Here is a 23,988-nt window from a genome sequence, read left to right on the forward strand (position 1 = left end):
CGGGGTGATGACCGCGCCGGCTTCGAGTTTTCCATCACCGAGTGGATTGTCACAGCTTGGTGCTCTGGTCCGGCGTGGTTTGAGTTTCGGCGGAATCGGGCCCGCCGGCAGCCCCTGTCCGGAGGCGGCACGCTGAAAGCGAACGCGAGGTAACCATCGCGTTACTGATCGCTGGTCGGTGTTGTTTCTTGATCATGACGGATATTTGATGAGATCGCTGATCTCTCACCTACCTCCTCTCCAAAGGCGTCACATGACAACAGACCTCCCCTCCTTCCCTGCCGTGGACGAGAGCCCGCTCGACACCTGCATCCGGTTGAGGGAGATCGCTCCCGTGGTCGAGGTGGAGTTCCCCGGGGGCGTGCCCGCGTACCTGGCCCTGACCCACAGGGCCGCGCGGGAGATCCTCGCCGGGGACAACAAGACGTTCCTCAGGGATCCCCGGCACTGGCCCGCGCTCCACGACGGGTCGATCCCCGACGACTGGCCGCTGCGCCCCATCGTTGAGGGCGGCCACCTGGGGACCCGGGACGGCGGCGACCACAGGCGCCTGCGCGGACTGGTCGGCAGGGCGTTCACGCCGGCCCGGGTGCAGGCCCTGGAGCCGCGCATCCAGCAGATCATCGATGACCTGCTGGACGACGTGGTGGCCGCCGGCGACGGCGTCGACCTGGTACCCGCCTTCACCGAGGCGCTGCCGATCTGGGTGATCTGCGAGTTGTTCGGCATCCCCGCCGAGGACCGGCTCCGCCTGCGGAACTGGACCGCCACGCTGGTGGCGCACACCACACCGCCGGAGGCGGCGATGGCGGCGCAGAACGACCTCCAGGCGTTCCTGCACGAACTGGTGGAGCACAAGCGGCGGGAGCCGGGCGACGACCTCACTTCCGGCCTGGTCCAGGCCCGCGACGAGGGCGACAAGCTCACCACCGACGAACTGGTCGGCCTCCTGTGGCTCATGCTCATCGCCGGCCACGAGACCACCGTCCACCTGCTCGGGTACGCCATCATGGCGCTGGCACGCAACCCTGACCAGCTCCGGCTGGCCAAGGCCGAGGACCGCTGGGCCGACGTGGTCGAGGAGACCGTGCGCTACCGCCACTCGGCGATGATGGTCGGCTTCCGTTTCACGGCGGAGGACGTGACCGTCGCCGGGGTGCGCATCCCCAAGGGCGAGGCGGTGGGCGTGGCCTTCCAGGTGAGCGGCCTCGATCCGGCCGAGTACGGGGAGAGCGCGGACCAGTTCGACATCACCCGCGAGCAGACCGGGAACCTCGGATTCGGCCACGGCCCGCGTTACTGCATCGGGGCGCCGCTGGCCCGGCTGGAGAGCCGGCTGGCGCTCGCCACGCTGTACCGGCGGCTGCCGGAGCTCAGCCTCGCGATCGACCCCGACGACATCCCGTACACGCCGTCGTTCCTCACGGTCGGCCCGCTGTCGCTGCCGGTCAACCTCGGCGTCGCCCGGCCCTGACCCCCTGACTTCCGGCCCCTGCCCCTCGGCACCTGACGTTCCGACCGGGGCAGGGGTACACCTCACCTGACGGGAAGCCAGACGTGGCCCGACCCACGCGTCCGGCTGAGCTCGACCTTCCAACATCCCCGCTTCGGAAAGACGAACCCGGTCCCCCACTCTTCACCAGGTCGACGCCAAGTCGACCCGTCATGCTGTTCAGGGCCCCATAGGAGCGTGGCGGAGGTGCCGTCCGGGAGCGCGGCCTTGACCCGCAACGGCCCTTCACCGGTCATCCGCCACACGATCTTGATCTCCGCACCCCGGGTGAGTGGCGTCTTCTCCACGAACAGCAGCCCCCACAACTCGGCATCCCGCGACGCCCCCCGAACCTCGGGAAACCCCGCACTGAGAAAGACCGGAGTCCCGTTACACCCAATGCCGCTCGGCCTCGCAGCGGGAGCGTCCGCTTTCACGCCAGGGACGCTCGGGTTTGCGCTGGGTCTCGCAGTGGCGGAAGGAATGTTCACCCTCGTGGGGGAGCTCTCAGGCGTTCCGGACGCCCCAGCAAGCCCACCCGGCGCCGATCCCGCTGAAGACCCTCCGCTTCCGCACCCAGCCGCGACGATCAACACACCCGCCAACAACCATCTCATCACGCCAACCTCCTCGCTCCACCTACACCAGAGGGAGGCGAAAGGTTCCAGCGTCTCTGATCAGCTAAGAGTTCGCGCGGATAGGTCACGGGCATCGGGTGGGTCGCGTCTTCCATCAGTAGGCCGTCCACACTTTGCGGATCAGGCGCCGGATCACGATGACCGTGTGGGACGGTCGGCCTGAGTTGATCGTCTGGGGGTCGTCGGTTTAGAGTTCCAGGTAGCGTCGCGTGTCGGTGGCGGACTGCGTCAGGCATGGAGGCGTCGGATCCGGAAGGTGGTCATGATGACCCTTTCCCCGTTCCCCACCCGTGGGTGAGAGCGAGAAGAACAGGCTCATAGCCTGGAACCTTGAACTGCAGGCGGCGCATCAACGCCTGCATCGGGCACTGCGCCTCGCGCGCGAATCCCTGGAAGCCGGGGACACCGCCTCGGCACGGGCAGACCTCCTGCTGTACTGCAAGGGATTCTGTGCCGCCCTCGACGGGCATCACGTGCGCGAAGACGTCGGGCTCCTTCCCGAACTGTCCGCGCGCCATCCGTCGCTGCGGCCCACGATCGCCAAGCTCCAGCAGGACCACGAGATGATCGCGATGCTGCTCGGGCGGTTCGACCGCGCGATCACCTCGGACGCCACGCCGGGCGAGCTGGCCATGCACCTGGACGGCCTCTCCGCGATCATGGAGTCCCATTTCCGGTACGAGGAGCGCGCACTCTTGGGCGTCCTGTCAACGCTGGACCTCGACGCCGATCCGCATGACCTCCTCGGACCGCTCTGATCGCGGCTGATGACCTTCCAGGAGCACGTTTGAACCTCGCTGAGGTCCGCTTGGCCGACGGTGCGTACGCGGAAGGGCGCGCGGCGGCGGAAGAGGCGGTCGCGCTGTCGGAATCCGCCGATGCTCAACGCGACGATGGGGGGAATGGACGAGTCCGGGCGAGGGCTGATGATCATCGCGGCATTAGCGAAGAGGTGGGGATATCGCTGGCCGAGGTCGGGCGGCAAGGTCGTGTATGCGGTCATGAGGGGTGACGGCTGATGCGCCGGCAACAGATGCCGATCAGTCCCTGGCGGGAGGTTAAGCGTCCAGGAACTCGTCTCCAGGCCGATGATTTTTTACTCGCACGCCGGTCTCCATCTACGAGGAGGCCGATATGGGCGACCAGGGACAGGCGTTGAAGGCGGGCGTGGCCCTGCTGGAACGCGCGATCGACTACACGCTCGGCAGTCTGCGCATCGTGACCCCGGCAACGTTGTGCCGCCCCACGCCCTGCCGGGGCTGGACGTTGCAGCACCTCCTGGGCCACCTGAGCACCTCCCTCCACACTCTGATGGAGGCAGCGTCAGACCACATTCCCTTCGTGCAATGGTCACACCACCCCCAGACACCGCTACGTCCTCAGAGCCCCCATGACCCTCAGCCCCGAAACGGGCCACTGCCTCCACGGAGGCCGCATCGCCTGCAAAAGTCGTGTCACCCCCATATGCCACGCCAAACGGGAAAGCCACGCCATCCCGCGACAGCCGGCACCCAGGAGGGCGGCAACCCGGCGCTCCTCCCGAACCCGGCCCTCCTCCTGAGGGACGACGCCACCAAGGTCCTCGGTCTGTGGACGGCCAAGCTCACCGACGACCACCCGATCTCCGTCAACGACCACCGCCTGACCTCCCCGATGGTCGCCGCCGTGGGCGCGATAGAGATCGCCGTACATGGCTGGGACATCGCCAGGTCCTGCGGCGACCGCCATCCGATCCCGGCGGCCATGGCCGACGAACTGCTCGACCTGGCCCACCTGTTCGTGACGGACGCCGACCGTCCGACCAGGTTCGCTCACCCGCTGACGGTCCCGACGAACGCCTCACCCCAGGATCACCTCTTGGCGTATCTCGGCCGCGACCCGAACTGGGCAGCCTGACCTACCACATTTTCCCCTCACACGCCGTACGATCACTCTGTACGGCAAGTGAGACCACCACCCAAGCGCGCCCTCGCAACGACCCACCCGATACGGTAGGAAGATCGTGACCGGGCGCCGGCACAGCCGACTGAGGCATGCCAGGCAGCTGAAGAGACGTCCGGCCAGGTTGTGAGCAGGGCGGCAGAACGATCGCCACGACCGGGCTGACCAACGTGGTGGCGACGACCGTTCTTCGTGCGGCCGTCGCCACCGCCAAGCCCCCGCCGGCTGTCCCGAGCCCGAGTTGGCTGGCTACCCTGAATCCGAGCTGTTCGCGAACTCCGAGCGAACCATCAGTCGTAGGCATCCGCCGCTCGGGCCAAGAACGGACGAAACCTGGCAGAACTCCCTCAGGCTCCTGGGTGGCAAGCGGCAACTGAGAAACTCCAGGCGTGGAATTCGACGACCATGCGAGCCTGCTTCAGGTATGCATCGAACGGCTCGGTGAGAAGGCCGGGCGGCAGTTCGCGGCCATGGCTCGCCGTGGCTTCCGGTTGGACCCTCCGGCAGACGACGCCCAGGCCACTGGACGATGTCGACTCGGCGGCCCCGCCCTGCTCGAACTGGGCGCCCCCTGGCCCGAGATCGGCGGCTTTCCGCTGTCTCTGTACGCCGTTCTCGACACCGACGCCCTCGCCCCCTGGCTCGGGGACGAACTGCCCATGCGGCCGGACCTGCTCAACTTCTTCTCTCTCGATCTGGACGTGCCGTACGAGGAGTACCGGGGGCTTGACATATACGGACCTGAGGCGTGTCGCGTGATTCCCGCCGATCCGGTACGGGCGGTTGAGACAGTCGCCCCCGGACCGGCCAAGAGATACCCGGCCACGCCCGTCCACGCGGCCCAGGTCATCATGCTCCCGGACGGCTATGACGTCGAGAACAGCGATGTGGAGTTCGACAGGGACAAGCACTCGGACGCAACATCGCTCATCCTCACCGAGATGGGCGACCTCGACTCGAACACCGCAGACAAGCACTGTGCCTTCGGCTGGCCCGACACCTCGTACCGCAGTTCGGACGAGCCCAGGGTGACCTACCGCGACGCCGATGGCCCGGAAATCCATCTGCTTCAGCTCGCAGAGGACGAGCGGCTCGGATGGCGCTGGTGCAACGCCGGAACGATGTACTTCACGATCCCGGCGAAGGCGTTCGCGGCGGGGGACTTCACCAAGGCCAGGGTGGAAGAGCGCTGCTGCTGAGCACGTCAGAGGGTGTTGCTGAACTTCCGAAGTCGCTGTTGATCAGCACGAACGATCGTGCTCCGTTCATCAAGGCGCATCTGCGACAATTCGGCGTCATGAACCTTGACTCGATGCCTCAGTTGTCCCGCATGGTCATAGACCTGCGCCGGCACCCCGATATCGAAGTCGACAAGGAGTGGGGCAGGTTCGTCAAGCCGATCGACGATCCGGCGGCGGACTATGACCTGCGCTGGCAGCGGACCCAGGAGGCGGCCACCCGCGCCGTCCCCGGTTGCGAGCTGGACCCAGCCCTGCGCCCACTGACGGACCGCCTGGTCGCGGGCAGGGAGGACAAGGTGGGAGTGGCCTGGCGCTACCGCCTGGACGGCGTGGAGCACAACGGGGGCGAGTTCTGCTGGGAGACCCCGACCCCGCCGACCCGCGCGCCCGCCTGGTGGGACGATCTGCCCGCCGAGCTGCGGGACCTGCAAGAGCGGCTGTGCGTGCTCGAATATCACCCTCGAATGGGCGACGCCGTGGAGGTGAAGCTCGAACTGCGGGCGGGGTCGGCTCCGCTGTGGCTGGAGCATCGCGGGGAGCTGTTTCCGATGTCCATCGGGGTCGCCGAGTACTTCGAGCGGGCGATCGAGATGCGCGGGGTGTTCGGCTGGCAGGCGCTGTACTGCGACTGGAAGGACCAGCTCGACTTCACCCGGAAGCGCCTCGCCGACTTGCGGCAGCTGTTTCCGTAAGGCGACCGCCGGGACGGGCGGCTTCGCCGTACAGAACTGATCAGACTGGACTCCAGTCGCGGTGGGATGTTCCCCGGCCCCATGCGTCAGGGCGTGAGGCGCTTTTTGCGGCTCGCGCCATGCAAGTGGTGTGTCGCCCTCAGCCTCCGGCCCGCCCCGGTGACGAGCCTGTGCCGTTCACCAGCGCGCGTCGGCGAGCGCCTGCCTCACCCCGCCGACGCTCACTCCTCCCCACGGAGAGTTTGGAGGACCTGTTCGCCGTACTTCGCCAGCTTGTTTTCCCCGACCCCGTTCACTGTGCTCAGCTCGGCCAACGTTGACGGGCCCAAGGCGGCGATCTCGCGGAGGGTGGCGTCGTGGAAGATGACGTAGGCGGGGACGCCTTGTTCCTTCGCGGTCGCGCCGCGCCAGGCACGGAGGCGTTCGAAGACGGCGGTGGCCTCGGGGGAAAGTTCGGTGGCCTGCTCGCGGGCCTTGGCGGCCGGGGTGGCGGTTTTGACGCGGGCCGGGCGGAGAGTGTCGCGGCGCAGGAGCACCTCGCGCTGCCCGCGCAGGACGGTGTGGCTGGCGTCGGTCAGGACCAGGGTGCCGTGGGCGGACTCCACCGCCAGCAGCCCCTGGGCCAGGAGCTGACGCGCCACGCCATGCCACTCCGCGTTGCCGAGGTCGGCCCCCACCCCGAACACCTTCAGCGTCTCGTGGCCGTGCTGCAGCACCTTGGCGGTCTTCTTGCCGAGCAGGATGTCGACCACCTGCCCCACCCCGAACTTCTGCCGCCGCTCTCGCTCCAGCCGCCACACGGTCGAGAGCACCTTCTGGGCGGGGACGGTGCCGTCCCATGACTCGGGCGGCCTCTGGCAGGTGTCGCAGTTGCCGCACGGCTCGGCGCCCTTCTGCCCGAAGTAGTCGAGCAGCATCACGCGCCGGCAGCCGACGGTCTCGCACAGCGCCAGCATGGCGTCGAGGTGGAGCATCTGGCGGCGGTGGTGGGCCTCGTCGCCCTCCATGGCCATGCGCCGGTGCTGGACGACGTCGTTCAGCCCGTAGGCCATCCACGCCGTCGCGGGCAGCCCGTCGCGGCCCGCGCGGCCGGTCTCCTGGTAGTAGCCCTCCACCGACTTGGGCAGGTCGAGGTGGGCGACGAAGCGGACGTCGGGTTTGTCGATGCCCATGCCGAACGCGATCGTGGCCACCACGATCAGGCCCTCTTCGCGCAGGAAGCGGGACTGGTGGGCGGCGCGGGTGCGGGCGTCGAGCCCCGCGTGGTACGGCACGGCCGCGATGCCGTTGTCGACGAGGAACTCGGCGATCTTCTCCACCGAGGAGCGCGACATGCAGTAGACGATGCCCGACTCGTCGGGATGTTCGGTGCGCAGGAACTCGAGGAGTTGCCGTTTGGGCTCGCTCTTGGCCGTGATGCGGTAGTCGATGTTGGGCCGGTCGAAGCTGGCCACGAAGTGGCGGGCCTGGTCGAGGCCGAGCCTGGAGGAGATCTCGGCGTGGGTGGCCGGGGTGGCGGTGGCGGTCAGGGCGATGCGCGGGATCTGCGGCCAGCGTTCGTGCAGCTCGGAGAGGGCGAGGTAGTCGGGACGGAAGTCGTGGCCCCACTGCGCCACGCAGTGGGCCTCGTCGATGGCGAACAGCGAGATCTCGCCCTTGGCCAGCAGCCGCAGCGTGGCGTCGACGCGCAGCCGTTCTGGCGCGAGGTAGAGCAGGTCGAGCTCCCCGGAGGTGAACTCGGCCTCCACGAGCCGGCGTTCGTCGAAGTCCTGGGTGGAGTTGAGGAACCCCGCGCGTACGCCGAGCGCCCGCAGCGCGTCGACCTGGTCCTGCATCAGCGCGATCAGAGGGGAGATGACCACCCCCACACCGGGGCGCACCAGAGCGGGGATCTGGTAGCAGAGCGATTTGCCGCCGCCGGTGGGCATGAGGACGAGCGCGTCGCCGCCAGCCACGACATGGTCGATGATCTCCTGCTGACCCGCCCTGAACGAGTCGTAACCGAACACGCGGTGCAGGACCTCGGTGGGGGTATCCATGTGGCTACCTTACGTGATCGTGGAGCGGTGGGTTGGCGGGTTCCGCCGATGGCGATCGGGCGGTGTCCGGTTGATCCGCAAGCGCCCGAAAGCCCGCGCCCATCTCAGGCCGGAGCGGTGTCCGTACGGGTGCCACGATCGTAGGCCACCAGCGCCAACGCCCCGGCCACGCACGCCCCGGCCACCGCCCCCATGACCGCCGGATACCCGACGAACTGCGCGATCCCGGCGGCGAGCAGCGGCGCGACCGCCTTGGAGATCGTGATCGGCAGCGCCAGGGCCCCGCTCAGCGACGCGTACGCGACCGTCCCGTACCGGTCGGCCAGCAGCGCGGGCCGCGCGATCGTGGCGACCCCGAACCCCAGCCCGAACAGCACCACGCCCGCCACCGCCCCGGGCACGCTCCGGCCGACCAGCGGCAGCAGCACCGCCGCCAACCCCTGCACGCCGAACATCGCGGCCGTGATCAGCGCCACCCGCCAGCGCGCCTGCAGCCCGGTCGTGACCAGCCGCCCGGTCACCGACAGCACCCCGAGCAGCCCGGCCACGGCGCCGACGATCTCGCCCCGGCCGGCGTGGGCGGGGGAGCCCCGTCCGCGTACGGCCAGGGCGTGGAGGGGGACGGCGGTCAGCGCGTACCCGACGGCCAGCACGACCAGCGCCTGCCGCCACCCGTAGCGATCGACGAGGAGCCCCGTCAGCGGCAGGAAGATGCTGGAGGCGAACCCCGCGACCACTGTCACCGCGAGCAGCGCCCGCGCCCGCCGTGCCGCGTCGAACCAGGCGACGATCACCGCGAACGCCGCCTCGTACAGCACCATCGCCGACGCGAGGCCCAGCACCGCGCACACGGCGTACAGGTGGGCCACGTGCTGCACCTGCGACCAGGCCAGCACTCCCAGGCCGCCGACCAGGGAGCCGACCGTCATCAGGCCGCGCCCGCCGCGCCGGTCGAGCCGGCGGCCGATGAACGGCGCCGCCAGCCCCGACACCAGCACCGACAGGGTGATGGCGCCGGTGAGTTCGGCGACCCCGGCGCCCAAGTCGCGGGACATCGGCGGGATAAAGACAGAAAAAGCGTAATAAAGAACGCCATATCCTGCGGTTTGCGTGATAGCGAGTGCGCCGACCATACGCGCGTGCGCCTTCGGGCCGGGCGTGGTGATCACTCCAGCCATTGTTCCCGTTCACGGCCCGGAAATACGGTGATAATCGTCACGCCAGCGCAATAGCGTTGAGTCATGAGTCTTTCCTATGTAGTGACCGGCGGCGGACGTGGCATCGGAAAGGCCGTGGTGGAGCGGCTGCTGGGCGAGAGGGACACCGTGGTCGTCATCGAACGCGACCGCGCCGCCCTCGACTGGGCGGGCCCCCGCGTGGTCCCCGTGATCGGCGACGCCGCCGACGAGGAGGTCGCCGCCTGGGCCGCCGACCTGGCGCAGGAGTCGGGCACCCTCAAAGGCTGGGTCAACAACGCGGCCGTCTTCCGTGACGCCTCCGTGCACTCGTCCCCGATCGCCGAGGTCAGAGCCCTGATCGCGGCGAACCTGGACCTGGCCGTCGTGGGCTGCGCCACCGCCGTACGCCACTTCCTGGCCGCCGGCACCCCCGGCGCCATCGTCAACCTCACCTCGCACCAGGCGACCAGGCCGGTGCCGGGCAGCCTGCCGTACGCCACGGCCAAGGCCGCCACCGAGGGCCTGACCAGGGCCCTGGCCGTCGAGTACGGCCGGCGCGGCATCAGGGTCAACGCCGTGGCCCCCGGCTCGGTGGCGACGGAACGCTACGAGGCGCTCAGGGCCGAACGGCCGCAGGCGGACGCGGAGCTCGCCGCGCTCCACCCGCTGGGCAGGGTCGCGACCCCGGCCGAGGTGGCCTCCGTCGTGGCGCACCTGCTCTCTGACGACGCCGCGTTCGTCAACGGCGCGACCGTCCCCGTGGACGGCGGCCGTACGGTCCTCGGCCTGGATCCCGAAGCGAGGGAATGAGAATCAGGCCCCGCCATGGAGGAAAATATGCCGCATGTTCGATTCGCCGCTGTCCGCCAGGCTTGAGGCCCGCAGCCGGATTCTCGTCGCCGGCGCGGGCGGGGGTTCCGACGTCTACGCCGGACTGCCCCTCGCCCTGGCCCTCCACGAGGCGGGCAAGGAGGTCCACCTGGCGAACCTGTCGTTCAGCCACCTGGACGCGCTCGACCTCGACGTCTGGCTGGCCGAGGACGTCGCCGCGATCCGCCCCGGCACGCCCTCCAGAGACTGGTACTTCCCCGAGGGCTGGCTGGCCCGCTGGCTGGCCACGCACCGCCTGCCCGACACGGTGTACGCCTTCCCCAAGGTCGGCGTGCGCCCCCTGCGCGCGGCGTACGCCGAACTCGCCGGACACCTCGACCTGGACGCGATCGTCCTGGTCGACGGCGGCACCGACATCCTGATGCGCGGCGACGAGGCGGGCCTGGGCACTCCGGCCGACGACATGGCGAGCCTGGCCGCCGTCCACGGCCTCGACGTGCCCGAGAAGATCGTCGTCTGCCTCGGCTTCGGCGTGGACGCCTACCACGGCGTCAACCACGTCCAGGTCCTGGAGAACCTCGCCGCCCTCGAACGCGAGGGCGCCTACCTGGGAGCCTTCTCGGTCTCCAGGGCCACGAAGGCGGGCGCGCTCTACCTCGACGCCGTGGCCCACGCCCAGGCGGAGCTGCCTGCCTACCCCAGCATCGTGAACGGCTCGATCGCGGCGGCGGTGCGCGGCGAGTTCGGCGACGTGCGCTTCACGGACAGGACGCGCGGCAGCGAGCTGTTCGTCAACCCGCTCATGGCGATCTACTTCGCCGTGGACCTCGACGGCCTGGCCCGACGTTCGCTCTATCTTGACCGTTTAGAGGACACTGTGCTCATTCGCCAGGTCGCCTCCATCATCGAGGCGTACCGTGAAGAGGTCGTGCCCCGGCCGCCCAAGGCGTTCCCGCACTAGAGCGACGGCGGGAATGCCTCAGCTACTCGTGGGTACAAGGGATTCACCGGCGTGTGAGAGCAATGGTGATCGCGATGGGTCTCACTGGAAGGGAACGCCGCATCCTCGCTGAGATCGAGCAGGCACTTGAGCGGGACGATCCCGAGCTGGTCCAGCGCGTCGCGGCGATCAACAGGATCGAGTCTGGCGGTGACGTCTTCCAACAGGCGTACGGAGACCGGCTGCGAATGTGGGCTCTGGCCCATGTCTGGCTGATCTTCTCGGCCGGGGCCGTGGTGATCGTGCTGCTGCTGCTTGCCGTGCTGACGACCTGACCCCGTGGGAGAGTCTCAGGCCAGGCACCTCAGGGCCGAGGCGATGCGCGGTTCGACGCCGTGGGAGTCGGGCAGGCGCCCCACGGTCGCCTCCACGAACTCCGGGTACGACAGCGAGGCGCTGCTTCCGTCCACGGCCACCCAGATCTCGTCGGCCGTCTGTTCGACCTGCACCTTCGCCTGCTGCTCCACCAGCACGAACCGCCCCACCGCGACCCGCCACAGCGTCCTGTCGTCGGCTTCCTTCTCCGCCACGGGCGCCCCGACGTCGTCGGCGTGGGTGGCGTACTCGGAGTCGTAGTGGAGGGTCTGCAGGCCCACGGGATAGGGGCCGGCCATCGTGTCGAGCAGGGCGCTCTGGCCGAGTTCGCGCATGCGCCGCCGGGTTTCGGCGTTCTTGCTCCGCCACTCCTCCAGCACCTGCTCGACGGGCAGGTCGCGGCGCCGGCGCACGCACCAGTCGTTGAAGTCGTTGAACCCGCTCACCCCTTCCGCGGCCAGCAGGCTCATCAGCTCGGGCACGGTGCCGTCGAGGCAGGCGTGGTTGTAGAGCTCCTCGCCCGCCAGGTGGGCCAGCACGTCGCGGACCGACCAGCCTTCGCACCGGGACGGACGCCGCCAGCCGGCCTCGTCGAGACCCGCGAAGAACCGGTCGAGCCTGGCCGCCTCGGCGTCGAAGATGCCGAACGGGTCGAAGTCTTTCAGCAGGTCCTCAGCCATACCGGGACGCTACCCGTTACGTCCCCGCTTTCACCGCCATTGCGCCGACGGCGGACTTGACCCGCTGGTACTCGCCCGCGCAGTACGGCGCCCGTTCGGCCGGAACCCAGCCGCCCTGGGCGATGCGGGCGTGTTTGGCCGGGTCGGACCCGTACAGCAGGCACGTGAACGCGGCCGACTCGTCGATGCCGGAGAGGTGGTCGATGCCGGTGTGGCCGGCGAGCAGATGGCGGGCCTCCGCGGCGGACACGACGTGCTCGGGCGCGTCGGCGGCGAGCGTCAGCGCCGCGAACTGGTCGGCCTGCGTCTCGTTGCCGGGCAGGCCGTTGAGGTCGGCCAGGGCGTGGCCGAGCTGGTGGTGGAAGAGCACCGCCATGGCGCCGTCCATGCGGGCCTCCGCGGTGCGCTCGTCGGTCTCCTCGGTCTCCGAGAGCCCGGTCATCTCGCGGCGCACCTGGTCGATCAGGGAGTAGCAGAGCGTGATCCGGCGTTTGCCGCCGTCCCACGTGGCCTTCGGCGAGTCGCAGTCGCGGGCGACGACCTCGATCGGTTTGGGCAGGCGGATGTGCGTCCGCAGCGCGCGGCTGTCTTTCAGGGTCTCGCGGGCCTGCTCGGCGCGGGGTGAGCCGGGGCGTTCGTAGCGGACGGACAGGTCGGGCGCAGGCGCAGCCCCCAGCGTGCTCGTCATGCTCAGGACGAGGGCGATGACGGGGTGCGGCATGCGTGGCTCCTTCGGGGTCGATCAACGCAATGCGACTGTCCCTTCACGCATTGAATGATCGCTAAACCTTTCATTAAGGAAAGGGGCCGGAAAAGCCGGAGACCCGGCCCTTGTGAAGGACCGGGTCTCAGGAATGGTGATTAACGCCTCCACCAGGGGCCGTAGACCCGCACGTAGTCCGTGCGGCTCGTGGCGCCCTTCAGCTCGTCACTGCCGGCGTAGACGGCCCGGAACGTGCCGCTGCTGTAGGCGCGCGTCTTGGCGGTGAACTTGCCGCCCCACTTGGTGTAGCCCGAGGCGACCCACTTCCAGCCGCTGGAGCCGTTGGCGCGCTGGTAGACGTTCACCTTCTTGCCGCGAACGCCCTCCCAGCCGTCGTCGTTGACCTGGAGACGGCCGGAGAAGGAGATCGTCTTGCCCTTACGGACCTTGGAGGGGTCGGCGCTGAAGCGCGAGATGCGCGTGTCGGCCTTGCCCTTGTTGACCTGGACGGAGAAGAAGGCGGAGTCCGTCGCGATCCGCTTGCCCTGGCCGTCGAGGGCGACCGCGGTGGCCTTCCACTTGCCGGCCGGGTCGTTGTCGTTGAAGGCGATGGCGAAGCGCCAGCCCTCGAGGTCCTTGACGTCCTTGGTGCGCATGGTGCGGAAGCCCTCTTCGGGGGCCACGCTCAGAACCACCGACTTGACGTCGGAGCTGGCGCCGACGTCGAAGAACGCGGTCGTCTCGCTGCCGGGCTTGACGACGACAGGGTTCGGCGAGATGTCGCGGATCTTGAGCTGGGTGTCCACCTTGGTGGTGGCAGAGGCGGCGCCCGCACCGGACACCAGCATGGCCCCGCCCACAAGGGCGGAAACGATACCTACTGCGATCTTTCTCATGAGGGTGCTGATTCCTCTCCCCGTATTGACTCAGAACCGGCCCGGGGTGCCGGCTCCACTACTACTTTGAGTCACGCTAACGGGGAAAGGTTCGCTAAAGTTACAGAAAATATTTGATCACGGCCTTACGCAGGGGCAATGCAAAAAAATTCCCTTTACGCAGAAGTGATAGCGACATGACGGACGTCTATACGCTCGGAGAGCCACTCGGGGTCGTCTCCAGCGGCCGGGTACGCCACGAGAGCGAGGCCAGACTGGACGTGTGCGGCCCGGAGTTCACCCTGGCCGTCGCCCTGGCCAGACTCGGGCACCGGACCGCGTACCTGGGCAAGGTCGGCGACGACGAAGTGGGCGCGCGCGTGCTGACCGTGCTCAAGGGCGAGGGCGTGGACGCCGCGGACATGCGCGTGTCGGAAGGGCTGCGCACGGGCCTGCTCCTGCGGGAGTCCCGCGTCGGGCGCGAGCCCAAGGTCACGCAGTACCGCACCGGCTGCGCCGGGTCGCGGCTCACGCCCGGCAACGTGCCCATCGACCGCATCGCCGCGTCCAAGATGCTCCACGTGACCGGCCTCACGGCCGGGCTCGGCAGGGACGCGCAGGAGGCCGTGCGGACCGCCGTGAACGCCGCCAAGAACGCCGGCGTGATGATCTCCTTCGCCGTCGAGTACGTCCCCGAGTTGTGGCCGTCGGTACGCGATGCCGAGCGGGTGCTCGGTGAGCTGGCCTGCGACTCCCACCTGCTCTTCCTCCGCCAGGACGAGCTCGACCTGGTCAAGCCCGCCCTCACACCGGCCCGCGAGGTTGTCGTGGACCGCGGCGTGAAGGGCGCGAGCGTGCGGGCCGACCGGATGCGTTACGACGTGCAGGGCTGGCAGGTGCCCATCGTGGACACCTCGGGCGCGGGGGAGGCGTTCGCCGCGGGCTACATCAGCGCCGCGCTCGACGGCCTCATCCCCCAGGAACGCCTGCACCGCGGGGCGCTGCTGAGCGCCGCCGCGGTGACCAGCGTGAGCGACTGGCAGGGACTGCCCACCAGGGGCGAGCTCTAGTTCTGAGTGAGGGTGAAGGTCGAGGTCGTGTTCTTGATGTTCTGGTAGTTGTCGCTGAACCGCAGGTTGTTGAAGGTGGCCGAACCGACCGCGGGCCCCTGGCCGGGTTCGGGCAGCTCGTTCACCCAGATGCCGAAGCCCGACTTGGCGTCGAAGGCGTCGCCGCTCTTCTTCGCGCCGCTGATCGACACGTTCGTGAAGACCGTGTCCTTGACCGGGTTCAGCGGGGTGGAGCCCGAGTAGCCCGTCTGGAACATGATCCCGCTGTAGGTCGGGTCCACGATGTCCAGGTTGCTGACCCGGATGCCCTGGAACACCTTCGAGGAGGAGAACAGCCACATCGCCGGGAAGGTCTGCTGCCCCCAGAAGTGCCCGCCGGACCTGACCAGCGAGATGTTGTCGAAGGTCGTGGGCGGGCTGGCCCCGAACCCGTGCATCGGGATCCCGAAGTCCAGCGAGCTGATCGTGACGCCCGGATAGGTCAGCGTGTCGGCCACGTAGATGTTCCTGAAGGCGTTGTCGTAGCCGCCGTACACGGCCACGCCGGCGGCCCGCCAGGTGAGCAGCGAGGTCAGGTTCTCGTAGACGTTGCCGTACTGCTCGCCCGAGTTGTTGTCGGTGGCCGAGAACAGCGCGAAGCTGTCGTCGCCCGTGGCCCTGGTCTCGACGTTGGTGACGTGGTTGCCGGTGCTGCCGTTGGTCAGGTTCAGGCCGTCGGCGAAGACGTTCCTGATCCGCGAGTTCTTGATCGTCAGGTTGTCGGTGTTGGAACCCCACAACAGGCAGATCTGGTGCTCGGCCCAGATGTTGTCGATCGTGATGTTCGCCACGTTCGACAGGTCGAACACCTTGCCGGGGCCGTCGATGCGCGAGGTGTAGTTGCCGAAGTAGGCGAAGTTCGCGAACGTGGTGCCATTGGCCGTCGCGTCCGCGCGGAAGCCGACATCGGTGTTCTCCTGCCCCGACGGGGCGTTGAACCGGGTGAACCAGGGGCCGGCCCCGACGATCCGGACCGCCTTGCCGTACACCTGGAACTTGCTGGAGGTCTGGTAGTCGCCCGCGGGCAGGTAGACGCCGGTCAGGTTGGCGTCCATGCGGGCCTTGTCGAGGGCGTTCTGCACGTCCTGGTGGCTGAACCCGGCCGGTACGGCGTACTTGGCCGGATCAGGGTTGCCGATCGGCGCGACCTGCTCGAAGTCGACGAAGTCGATGGCGTAGGTGTGGGCGTTGGCCGCGTCCTTCTGCAGCCTGATCTTGCTGCCGGCCCGCACGGTGGTGCCGAGCAGCACGTTCGCCTCGTCGTAGATGTGCCTGGGCGGGCCCGAGCCGGGGTTGTTGTTCGGGCTGGCCTCGGGGCCGTAGAGCCAGGCGAAGCGCGAGGTCAGATTGACGGCCTTGAGGAAGGAGCCGTCGACGTAGACGTTCAGCGTGGAGTTCAGGCCGCCTCCGCCCGGCGCGTCGGGCATCGAGAAGCGGGTGACCAGGGTGTTGGTGTCGGCCCTCGGGGTGAACTCGACGTACGCGCCGGTCGTGTTGAGCGTCACCGCGCGGCGGCCCGACGCCTCGCCCGCGAGGGTGCCGATCTCCCTGCTCGGCCCGACGCGGGCGGCGCCGCCGCCGATCACGGCGTCCTCCGCCTCGTAGGTGTCGTACGGCATGTTCGCGCCTCGGCCGACGAACAGCGACAGCTCGCTGGTGTTGTTGGCGCGTTTGACCGGCAACTCGTTGGGGTCGTCGGCGAGCACGGTCTTGACCGTGTACCTGCCGTTGGCGGCCGTCCAGGTGCCCAGGTTCACCGGGGCGGTCGTGGCGCCGGGGGCGATCGCGCCGCTGGTGGAGCCGGTCAGCGTTCTGACGACGGTGCCGGAGTCGTTCGTGACGGTGAGTGTGATGCCGTGGGAGCCGCCGCCGGACGCGACCGTCCCCTGATTCTTGATCGCGACGGAGAACGTCACCGTGTTGCCCGCGGCCGGGTTGCCCGGCGTCCAGGCGACGGGGGAGGCGATCAGGTCGGCCGTGTCAACGGGCTTCACAGTCAGGGTGCCTGTGGTGGTGTTGTTGTTCTCGTTCTGCTCGATGACCTTGTTGTCCTCGTCCACTTTGGCCGAGAGCTGGTACGTGCCCGCGTCCCTGGCCCCGATGTTCGCCGACACGGTGGCCGTCGCCCCCGCGGCCAGCGCGCCGACGGCGGCGGTGCCGACCTTGGCGGTGCCCGCGTAGAAGGTGAGCGAGGTCGCGGCGGAAGCGGCGGTGCCGGCGTTCCTGACCGTGGCCGACAGCGTGACCGCGTCGGTCTCGACCGGCGCGGCCGGGCTGGAGGTCAGGTTCGACACCGTGAGGTCGGGGTTGGCGGAGGGGACGCCGAAGATCTGGAACTCGGCGATCTGGCCGCCGGGGGCGCCGGTGTTGGCGGTGATCTGGAGGCGGACGTCGGCGGCCTTGGCGGTCAGGGGGATGGTGACGGAGTTGCCGGTGGCCGGGTCGAAGGTGTAGGCGGCCTGGTTGACCAGGGTGGTGAAGGCGGTGGCGCTCTGTTCGCGGCCGAGGACCTGGATGGTCTGGGTGCGCCGGGCCCAGGCGGGGTCGGGGTTGAGCTTGAGGGTGAGGGAGGTCAGGTCGGCGTTGGCGCCGAGCTGGGCGGTCAGGGTGGCGGGGTAGGCGGCGCTCTCCCAGTAGGTCTGGACGTTGTCGTCGCCCGCGTTGGCCGCGACGTAGGTGTGGGTGTGGGAGGACTCGGCGAGGGGCTTGCCGAGGGTGAGGTTGGTACCGGTGGGCGGCGGGGGGTCGTCGGGGGTGGTGCCCCAGATCTCGAATTCGGAGATCTGCCCCGCGGGCCAGCCGGTGTTGGCGGTGATGGTCAGGCGCACGTATCGGGTGCCGGCAGTCAGGGGGATGGTGGCGGTGGGGTTGAAGGTGTAGGCGGCCGAGGGCACGGCGGTGGTGAAGGCGGTGCCGTTCGTACTGGTCTGCACGGTCAGCGTCTGGGTGCGGGCAGGCCAGCCGGTGGGGAGTTTGAGGACGAGCCGGCTGAGGGTGGCGGTGGTGCCGAGGTCGACCTGGATCCACTGGGGGAAGGCGTTGTTGGCCGATTCCCAGTAGGTGGCCTGGTTGCCGTCGGTGGCGTTGGAGGCGCCGTAGACGTCGGTGGAGCTGCTGGCGGTGGCGGGTCTGCCGGCGGCGAGGTTGGTGTCGGCCGCCGCTTGGGCGGGTGTGGTCAGGACTCCGAGGACTAACGCAAGGGCGGCTAAGAGTGCTCTCATGGGGGTGGCCCTTCGGGTAAGGGTGTTGGCCGAACCATAAGATGTCATGCAGATGGCCGCAATATTTCGACTGCATTTCGCAAACAATTGACTGACTGAAGTTGTGAAAGAGAGTGCTCCGCTGCTGGTCACATCGGGTGTCCACGCATCAAGGCCGTCGCGGGCGGCGTGCAAGGGCTACGTCCGGCGGATGTAAGCCATTGCAAGCGCTTGCGCTCCAGGCCGTATAGTTTGCGCATGACACGACGACTCGCAGAGGTGGCGAAAAAGGTCGGGGTGAGCGAGGCGACCGTGAGCCGCGTGCTCAACGGCAAGCCGGGGGTCTCCGACGCGACCCGCGAGGCCGTGCTGACCGCGCTCGACGTGCTCGGCTACGAACGTCCCACCCAGTTGCGCGGCGACCGCGCCCGGCTCGTCGGCCTCGTGCTCCCCGAGCTGCAGAACCCGATCTTCCCCGCCTTCGCGGAAGTGGTCGGCGGCGCCCTGGCCCAGCAGGGGTTCACCTCGGTGTTGTGCACGCGCACGGTCGGCGGCGTCTCCGAGGCCGACTACGTCGACCTGCTGCTCCAGCAGCAGGTCAGCGGCGTGGTCTTCGCCGGCGGCCTGTACGCCCAGGCCGACGCCTCCCACGGGCACTACGAGCTGCTGCACGAGCGCAAGCTGCCCACCGTCCTGGTCAACGCGGCCGTCCACCACCTCGACTTCCCGCAGGTCTCGTGCGACGACGTGGTCGCGGCCGAGATGGCCCTGGCCCACCTGCGCGCGCTCGGTCACGAGCGGGTCGGCATGGTGCTCGGGCCCAAGGACCACATGCCGTCGCGGCGCAAACTGGCGACCTTCCAGTCGGAGGGCGGCGACCCCGAACTGGTCGAGCACACGATGTTCTCGCTCGAAGGCGGGCACGCCGCCGCCGCCCGGCTGGTCAGGCGCGGGGTCACGGGCGTGATCTGCGCCAGCGACCTGCTGGCGCTCGGCACCGTCAGGGCCGCCCGCCGCGCGGGGCTGACCGTCCCCGGCGACATCTCGGTCATCGGCTTCGACGACTCGGCTCTGATGAACTGCACCGAGCCGCCCCTGACCACGGTCCGCCAGCCGATCGACGCCATGGGACGCGCGGCGGTGGACCTGCTGGTGGCCCAGATCGACAAGGCGGCCGTGCCCGCCGACGAACTGCTCTTCGAGCCGGAACTCGTCGTCCGCGCCTCCACCGCCCGAGCTCACTGATGAGAGCGTGATGTAGTCGTTATCTTGCAATGTGAAGTCGAAATATTGCGTCATTTGGTCGGCGATCCTATGGTGTGGGCACCTCGCATTCAGAAGGGTCAGACCATGCAGCGATCCACCGGACTCCTGCTCGTAACCGTGCTCGGGCTGACGGCCACGGCTTGCGGTTCAGGTGAGCCCGCCCCTTCATCCGCCGGCGGCGCCAAGGCCGTGACGATCACGGTGGCCTGCCAGCCCGCCAAGTCCGCCCCCAAGGAACGCCAGGCCTGGGACGACGACGTGGCCGCGTTCATGAAGGCGAACCCCGGCGTGACGGTCAAGAGCACCGACCAGCAGCCCTGCTTCGACCCCAAGACCTTCGGCCCCAAACTGGCGGGCGGCCAGATGGAGACCGTGTTCGTGGTGCCGGTGACCAACTACGACGATGTCATCGGCAAGGGCCAGGCGCTCGACGTCACGCAGTACACCGGCGCCGTCAAGAACTGGAACGACTTACGCCCCGACGTCCGCGAACTGGTCACCAAGGACGGCAAGGTGTACGGCGTGCCGAACGTCCACTACGGCGTCGGCCTGGTCTACAACCGCGCCCTGTTCACCAAGGCCGGCCTCGACCCGAGCAGCCCGCCCAAGACGTGGGCCGAGGTCCGCGAGGCGGCCAAGAAGATCGCCGGGCTCGGTCCCGGGTTCGTGGGCTACGGCGAGTACTCCGGCGGCAACACCGGCGGCTGGCACTTCACGCAGGCCATCTACGGCCGAGGCGGCGCCATCCTGACCCCCGACAACAAGAAGGCCGCGTTCAACTCACCCGAGGGCAAGGCCGTGCTGCAGAACCTGCACGACATGCGCTGGGTCGACAACAGCATGGGCAACAAGCTCCTGGTCGGCTGGGAATCGCTGATGATGGCCATGGGCAGCGGCAAGGTCGGCATGATGCTGGGCGCGCCCGACGTGGTCACCGACGTCGTCAACAAGTTCAAGGGCAACGTCGCCGACTACGGCATCACCGCCTTCCCCGAGGCCAAGGCGTCGCTGAGCGGCGGGGAAGCGTTCATGATCAACCCGAAGGCCACCCCCGAGGAGGCCAAGGCCGGCATGGCGTGGATCGACTTCCGCTTCAACACCGTCGGCAAGGGCCGCTTCGACTTCGCCCGGGGCAAGTCCATCGGCAACCCGGTCGGCGTGCCGGACAACGCCGTCTACGGCGACTCGCCCACGGGCCAGGCCATCCAGGCCGACCGCGTCAAGAACGCCTCGCTGCCGGTCGAGAACTACCAGCCGTACGTGGACGCCGCCGCGACCATCCCGCCGAAGGCCGAGCCGGTGCACGCGCAGGAGCTGTACGCCATCCTCGACGTGGCCATGTCGGGCGTGCTCAGCCGCAAGGACGCAAGTGCCGACCAGTTGCTCGCCGACGCCGAGACCAAGGCGAACTCCATGCTGGCGGCCAAGGGCTGACCTTGATGGGAATCGTGAGGCGCAATCTGACGGCCTACGGGTTCCTGTGCGCGGCGCTGTTCTGCTTCACGGTGTTCGCCTGGTATCCGATGGTCAGGGAGTTCGTGCTGAGCTTCCAGAAGACCGACCTGATCAACCCGCCCGAGTGGGTGGGCCTGGACAACTTCTCGGCCGCCGTCCAGGATCCGGCCTTCGGCGAGGCGTGGCTGAACACCGTGGAGTTCACGCTGCTCGCGCTGCTGTGCGGCTACGCCGTCCCGTTCGTCGTCGCGCTCGTGCTGAACGAGTTGCGCCACGCCCGCGCCTACCTGCGCTTCGTGGTCTACCTGCCGGTCATGCTGCCGCCGATCGTGGCGGTGCTGCTGTTCCGGTGGTTCTACGATCCGGGGCCCGGACTGTTCAACCAGGTGCTCGGCTTCTTCGGCCTGCCGCCGCTGGCCTGGCTCGACAGCTCGGCCACGGCGCTGATCTCGCTCGTCCTGGTCTCCACGTGGATGAACATGGGCAGCGCCACGCTGATCTACCTGGCCGCGCTGCAGAACATCCCGCCCGAGCTGTACGAGGCCGCCGAGCTCGACGGCGCCGGCATCTTCCAGCGGATCAGGCACGTCACGATCCCGCAGACGCGGCTGATCCTGCTGCTCATGCTGATGCTGCAGATCGTGGCGACCATGCAGGTGTTCATCGAGCCGTACATGCTCACCGGCGGCGGCCCGGAGAACGCCACGGTCTCGGTGGCGTACCTGATGTACCAGTTCGCCTTCTCGCAGATGAACTACGGCCAGGCCGGCGCGCTGGGCATGATGCTCATGCTCGCCCTCCTCGTCTTCGCCGCCTTCCAACTCAGGACGACCCGGGAGGAAACCGCATGAGCGCGGTTGGCGCGCGTCGCGTCGCCACGGGCGCGAGCAGGAGCAGGCGCAGGACGCCGAAGCCGATCGAGGTGCGGCACCGGACGATCGTCTCGCCGCACCAGCTCAACAGCAAATGGGGCCGGCGCGTCTACTGGCTGGTCCTGGTCACGGTGATCGCGGTTTTCACGCTGGCGTTCGTCTTCCCGCTCTACTGGATGATCACCGGCGCCATGAAGACGCCGGAGGAGATCGCCGAGATGCCGCCGTCGCTCTTCCCCGCCGATCCGAGGCCGGACGCCTTCTTCGAGGCGTGGGACCTGTTCGACATCGGCACACTGCTGGCCAACACCGGCTACTACGCCCTGGGCGCGTGGCTGTTCTCCATGGCGGTGGACGTCACGGCCGCCTACGCGCTGTCGAAGCTGCGGCCGATGTTCGGCGGCGTGATCCTCGGCGCGATGCTGGCCACACTCATGATCCCGCCGATGGTCATCCTCATTCCGCTCTACGTCACGATCGTGGACCTGGGGCTGCTCAACAACGCGTGGGGTCTGTGGTTCCCCGCGGCGGCCAACGGCTTCAACATTTTTCTGCTCAAACGGTTCTTCGATTCGATCCCCCGGGAACTGATCGAGGCGGCGCAGATCGACGGCGCGGGCCCGCTGCGGATCCTGTGGTCGGTCGTGCTGCCGGTCTCCAGGCCGATCCTCGGCGTGGTGTCCATCTTCACGATCGTCACCGCGTTCAAGGATTTCGTCCTTCCGCTGCTGGTCATGACCGACAGCGAGAAGATGACGATCAGCGTGGGCCTGTCGCAGACGGCGGGAGCGGTGACGCAGAACCAGGTCATGGGCGGGCTCGTCATCGCGAGCATCCCCATGATCATCGTTTTCTTCATCTTCCAACGGCACATCATGGCGGGTCTCACCGCCGGGAGCATCAAGGGATAGCGCATGTCGCAAACGTGGTGGCGGGGGGCCGCGATCTACCAGGTCTACCTGCGTAGTTTCGCCGACGGGAACGGCGACGGCGCCGGCGATCTCGCCGGGCTGCGCTCACGCCTGCCCTACCTGAAGGACCTCGGGATCGACGCCATCTGGCTCAACCCGTGGTATCCGTCGCCGATGGCCGACGGCGGCTACGACGTGGCCGACTACCGGGACATCGAGCCCGTCTTCGGCTCGCTGGGCGAGGCGGAGCGATTCATCGAGGAGGCCCACGAACTCGACATCAAGGTCATCATCGACGTGGTCCCGAACCACAGCTCCACCCACAGCGCCTGGTTCCAGGAGGCCCTCGCCGACCGGACCGCCAGGGACCGCTTCTGGTTCGCCGACGAGCCGCTGAACGACTGGCAGTCCATCTTCGGCGGCTCCGCCTGGACCCAGGTCCCCGACGGCCAGTGGTACCTGCACCTGTTCGCCCCCGAGCAGCCGGACTTCAACTGGGCCAACCCCGACGTCCACCGGGAGTTCGAGGACGTGCTGCGGTTCTGGTTCGACCGGGGCGTGGACGGCTTCCGCATCGACTCGGCCGCCCTGTTGTTCAAATCAGACACCGGTTACGAAGACCTCGACGAGGTCCACGACGTCTACCGCCGGTGGCGCGAGGTGGCCGACGAGTACGGCGAGCGCGTTCTGATCGGGGAGGTCTGGCTCCCCGATCAGGAGCGTTTCGCCCGCTACCTGCGCCCCGACGAGCTGCACACCGCCTTCAACTTCGACTTCCTGTCCTGCGCGTGGGACCCGGCCGACCTGCGCAGGTCCATCGACCTGACGCTGGCCACCCACACCCCCATCGGCGCCCCGCCGACGTGGGTGCTGTCCAATCACGACGTGACGCGGCCGGTCACCAGGTACGGCCGCGCCGACACCACGTTCGAGCACGGGGGCCGCCTCCACGGCACCCCGTCGGACCCGGAGCTCGGCTACCGCCGGGCGCGCGCGGCGGCCCTGCTGGCGCTGGCGCTGCCCGGCTCCGTCTACGTCTACCAGGGCGAGGAGCTCGGCCTGCCCGAGGTCGAAGACCTGCCGGACGAGGTCCGCCAGGACCCGATGCACGCCAGGTCGGGCGGCGCCAACCCGGGCCGCGACGGCTGCCGCATCCCGCTGCCGTGGTCGGGCGAGGAGCCGCCGTTCGGGTTCGGCACCGGCACGCCGTGGCTGCCGCAGCCGGAGAACTGGCGCAAGCTGACCGCGCAGGCCCAGCGGACGGACCTGGGCTCGATGCTCAACCTGTACCGCAAGGGCCTCTCCCTGCGCAGGCAGCTGCTCGGGGACGGGACGCTGACCTGGCTCTCCCTGGGGGAACGGGTGCTGGCCTTCGTCAGGGACTCGGGCCTGACCAGCGTCACGAACCTGGGCGCGGACCCGGTGCCGCTGCCCGCCGGAGAGGTCGTCCTGGCCAGCGGCCCCCTGGAGGACGGCGCCCTGCCCTGCGACACCACGGTCTGGCTGATCGAGCGCTAGGCGAGGGCGCTCCGGGCGGGCTGCGGCCCGCC

20 protein-coding genes are annotated in these 23,988 nt (G+C 68.7%); 14 read left to right on the forward strand and 6 right to left on the reverse strand.

The window, feature by feature from the left end:
• The first annotated feature begins 253 nt into the window (after window positions 1–253).
• From ACFOY2_RS30855 to ACFOY2_RS30875, 5 genes are all read left to right on the forward strand, one after another.
• On the forward strand, window positions 254–1,474 hold the full coding sequence (locus ACFOY2_RS30855) for a cytochrome P450 family protein (RefSeq protein ID WP_379531610.1): 1,221 nt from the start codon (window positions 254–256) through the stop codon (window positions 1,472–1,474).
• 946 nt (window positions 1,475–2,420) lie between these two features.
• On the forward strand, window positions 2,421–2,888 hold the full coding sequence (locus ACFOY2_RS30860; protein ID WP_379531611.1) for a hemerythrin domain-containing protein: 468 nt from the start codon (window positions 2,421–2,423) through the stop codon (window positions 2,886–2,888).
• A gap of 376 nt (window positions 2,889–3,264) precedes the next feature.
• On the forward strand, window positions 3,265–4,026 hold the full coding sequence (locus ACFOY2_RS30865; protein ID WP_379531612.1) for a maleylpyruvate isomerase N-terminal domain-containing protein: 762 nt from the start codon (window positions 3,265–3,267) through the stop codon (window positions 4,024–4,026).
• Between the two features lie 434 nt (window positions 4,027–4,460).
• The gene (locus ACFOY2_RS30870) at window positions 4,461–5,270 is read left to right on the forward strand and encodes a DUF1963 domain-containing protein (protein ID WP_379531613.1); all 810 of its coding nucleotides are present in this window, start codon (window positions 4,461–4,463) and stop codon (window positions 5,268–5,270) included.
• A 113-nt stretch (window positions 5,271–5,383) separates the two neighbouring features.
• Window positions 5,384–6,004: a hypothetical protein gene (locus ACFOY2_RS30875; RefSeq protein ID WP_379531614.1), complete on the forward strand. Its 621-nt coding sequence runs from the start codon at window positions 5,384–5,386 to the stop codon at window positions 6,002–6,004.
• A 221-nt stretch (window positions 6,005–6,225) separates the two neighbouring features.
• Here the strand turns inward: ACFOY2_RS30875 and recQ are convergent, their stop codons facing one another.
• Window positions 6,226–8,043: a DNA helicase RecQ gene (recQ, locus tag ACFOY2_RS30880; RefSeq protein WP_379531615.1), complete on the reverse strand. Its 1,818-nt coding sequence runs from the start codon at window positions 8,041–8,043 to the stop codon at window positions 6,226–6,228.
• Between the two features lie 104 nt (window positions 8,044–8,147).
• Window positions 8,148–9,221 (reverse strand): MFS transporter, encoded by a 1,074-nt coding sequence (locus ACFOY2_RS30885; protein WP_379531616.1) that lies wholly within the window; start codon window positions 9,219–9,221, stop codon window positions 8,148–8,150.
• 63 nt (window positions 9,222–9,284) lie between these two features.
• Here ACFOY2_RS30885 and ACFOY2_RS30890 point away from each other — a divergent pair, with 63 nt between their 5' ends.
• From ACFOY2_RS30890 to ACFOY2_RS30900, 3 genes are all read left to right on the forward strand, one after another.
• Window positions 9,285–10,031: an SDR family NAD(P)-dependent oxidoreductase gene (locus ACFOY2_RS30890; protein WP_379531617.1), complete on the forward strand. Its 747-nt coding sequence runs from the start codon at window positions 9,285–9,287 to the stop codon at window positions 10,029–10,031.
• 34 nt (window positions 10,032–10,065) lie between these two features.
• Entirely contained in the window at window positions 10,066–11,013 is a 948-nt protein-coding gene (locus tag ACFOY2_RS30895; protein WP_379531618.1) for a DUF1152 domain-containing protein, read from the forward strand.
• A gap of 74 nt (window positions 11,014–11,087) precedes the next feature.
• Window positions 11,088–11,327: a DUF3040 domain-containing protein gene (locus ACFOY2_RS30900; RefSeq protein ID WP_379531619.1), complete on the forward strand. Its 240-nt coding sequence runs from the start codon at window positions 11,088–11,090 to the stop codon at window positions 11,325–11,327.
• A 15-nt stretch (window positions 11,328–11,342) separates the two neighbouring features.
• On the opposite strand, the gene ACFOY2_RS30905 is transcribed toward ACFOY2_RS30900, so the two are convergent.
• From ACFOY2_RS30905 to ACFOY2_RS30915, 3 genes are all read right to left on the reverse strand, one after another.
• Entirely contained in the window at window positions 11,343–12,047 is a 705-nt protein-coding gene (locus ACFOY2_RS30905; RefSeq protein ID WP_379531620.1) for a maleylpyruvate isomerase family mycothiol-dependent enzyme, read from the reverse strand.
• 16 nt (window positions 12,048–12,063) lie between these two features.
• Window positions 12,064–12,768: a DUF4344 domain-containing metallopeptidase gene (locus ACFOY2_RS30910; RefSeq protein WP_379531621.1), complete on the reverse strand. Its 705-nt coding sequence runs from the start codon at window positions 12,766–12,768 to the stop codon at window positions 12,064–12,066.
• 140 nt (window positions 12,769–12,908) lie between these two features.
• Window positions 12,909–13,646, reverse strand: a complete 738-nt coding sequence (locus ACFOY2_RS30915; RefSeq protein WP_379531622.1) for a hypothetical protein — start codon at window positions 13,644–13,646, stop codon at window positions 12,909–12,911.
• Between the two features lie 176 nt (window positions 13,647–13,822).
• On the opposite strand from ACFOY2_RS30915, the gene ACFOY2_RS30920 reads away from it, so the two are divergent.
• Window positions 13,823–14,695: a sugar kinase gene (locus ACFOY2_RS30920; RefSeq protein WP_379531623.1), complete on the forward strand. Its 873-nt coding sequence runs from the start codon at window positions 13,823–13,825 to the stop codon at window positions 14,693–14,695.
• Here the strand turns inward: ACFOY2_RS30920 and ACFOY2_RS30925 are convergent.
• Window positions 14,692–17,955, reverse strand: coding sequence for a discoidin domain-containing protein (locus tag ACFOY2_RS30925; RefSeq protein WP_379531624.1), 3,264 nt, complete (start codon window positions 17,953–17,955; stop codon window positions 14,692–14,694). The genes ACFOY2_RS30920 and ACFOY2_RS30925 overlap by 4 nt on opposite strands.
• A gap of 237 nt (window positions 17,956–18,192) precedes the next feature.
• Here ACFOY2_RS30925 and ACFOY2_RS30930 point away from each other — a divergent pair, with 237 nt between their 5' ends.
• The 5 genes from ACFOY2_RS30930 to ACFOY2_RS30950 all read left to right on the forward strand — a co-directional run bounded on the left by ACFOY2_RS30930 (window position 18,193) and on the right by ACFOY2_RS30950 (window position 23,956).
• Window positions 18,193–19,179, forward strand: a complete 987-nt coding sequence (locus tag ACFOY2_RS30930; RefSeq protein WP_379531625.1) for a LacI family DNA-binding transcriptional regulator — start codon at window positions 18,193–18,195, stop codon at window positions 19,177–19,179.
• A 105-nt stretch (window positions 19,180–19,284) separates the two neighbouring features.
• Entirely contained in the window at window positions 19,285–20,634 is a 1,350-nt protein-coding gene (locus ACFOY2_RS30935; protein WP_379531626.1) for an ABC transporter substrate-binding protein, read from the forward strand.
• Window positions 20,635–20,639: 5 nt separating this feature from the next.
• On the forward strand, window positions 20,640–21,506 hold the full coding sequence (locus ACFOY2_RS30940) for a carbohydrate ABC transporter permease (RefSeq protein WP_379531627.1): 867 nt from the start codon (window positions 20,640–20,642) through the stop codon (window positions 21,504–21,506).
• Entirely contained in the window at window positions 21,503–22,438 is a 936-nt protein-coding gene (locus ACFOY2_RS30945; RefSeq protein WP_379531628.1) for a carbohydrate ABC transporter permease, read from the forward strand. Before ACFOY2_RS30940 ends, ACFOY2_RS30945 begins: the two co-directional genes overlap by 4 nt.
• A 3-nt stretch (window positions 22,439–22,441) precedes the next feature.
• Window positions 22,442–23,956, forward strand: a complete 1,515-nt coding sequence (locus ACFOY2_RS30950; RefSeq protein ID WP_379531629.1) for a glycoside hydrolase family 13 protein — start codon at window positions 22,442–22,444, stop codon at window positions 23,954–23,956.
• Window positions 23,957–23,988: the final 32 nt, after the last annotated feature.

It is taken from the genome of Nonomuraea purpurea (assembly GCF_042650645.1).
GTDB lineage: Bacteria > Actinomycetota > Actinomycetes > Streptosporangiales > Streptosporangiaceae > Nonomuraea > Nonomuraea purpurea.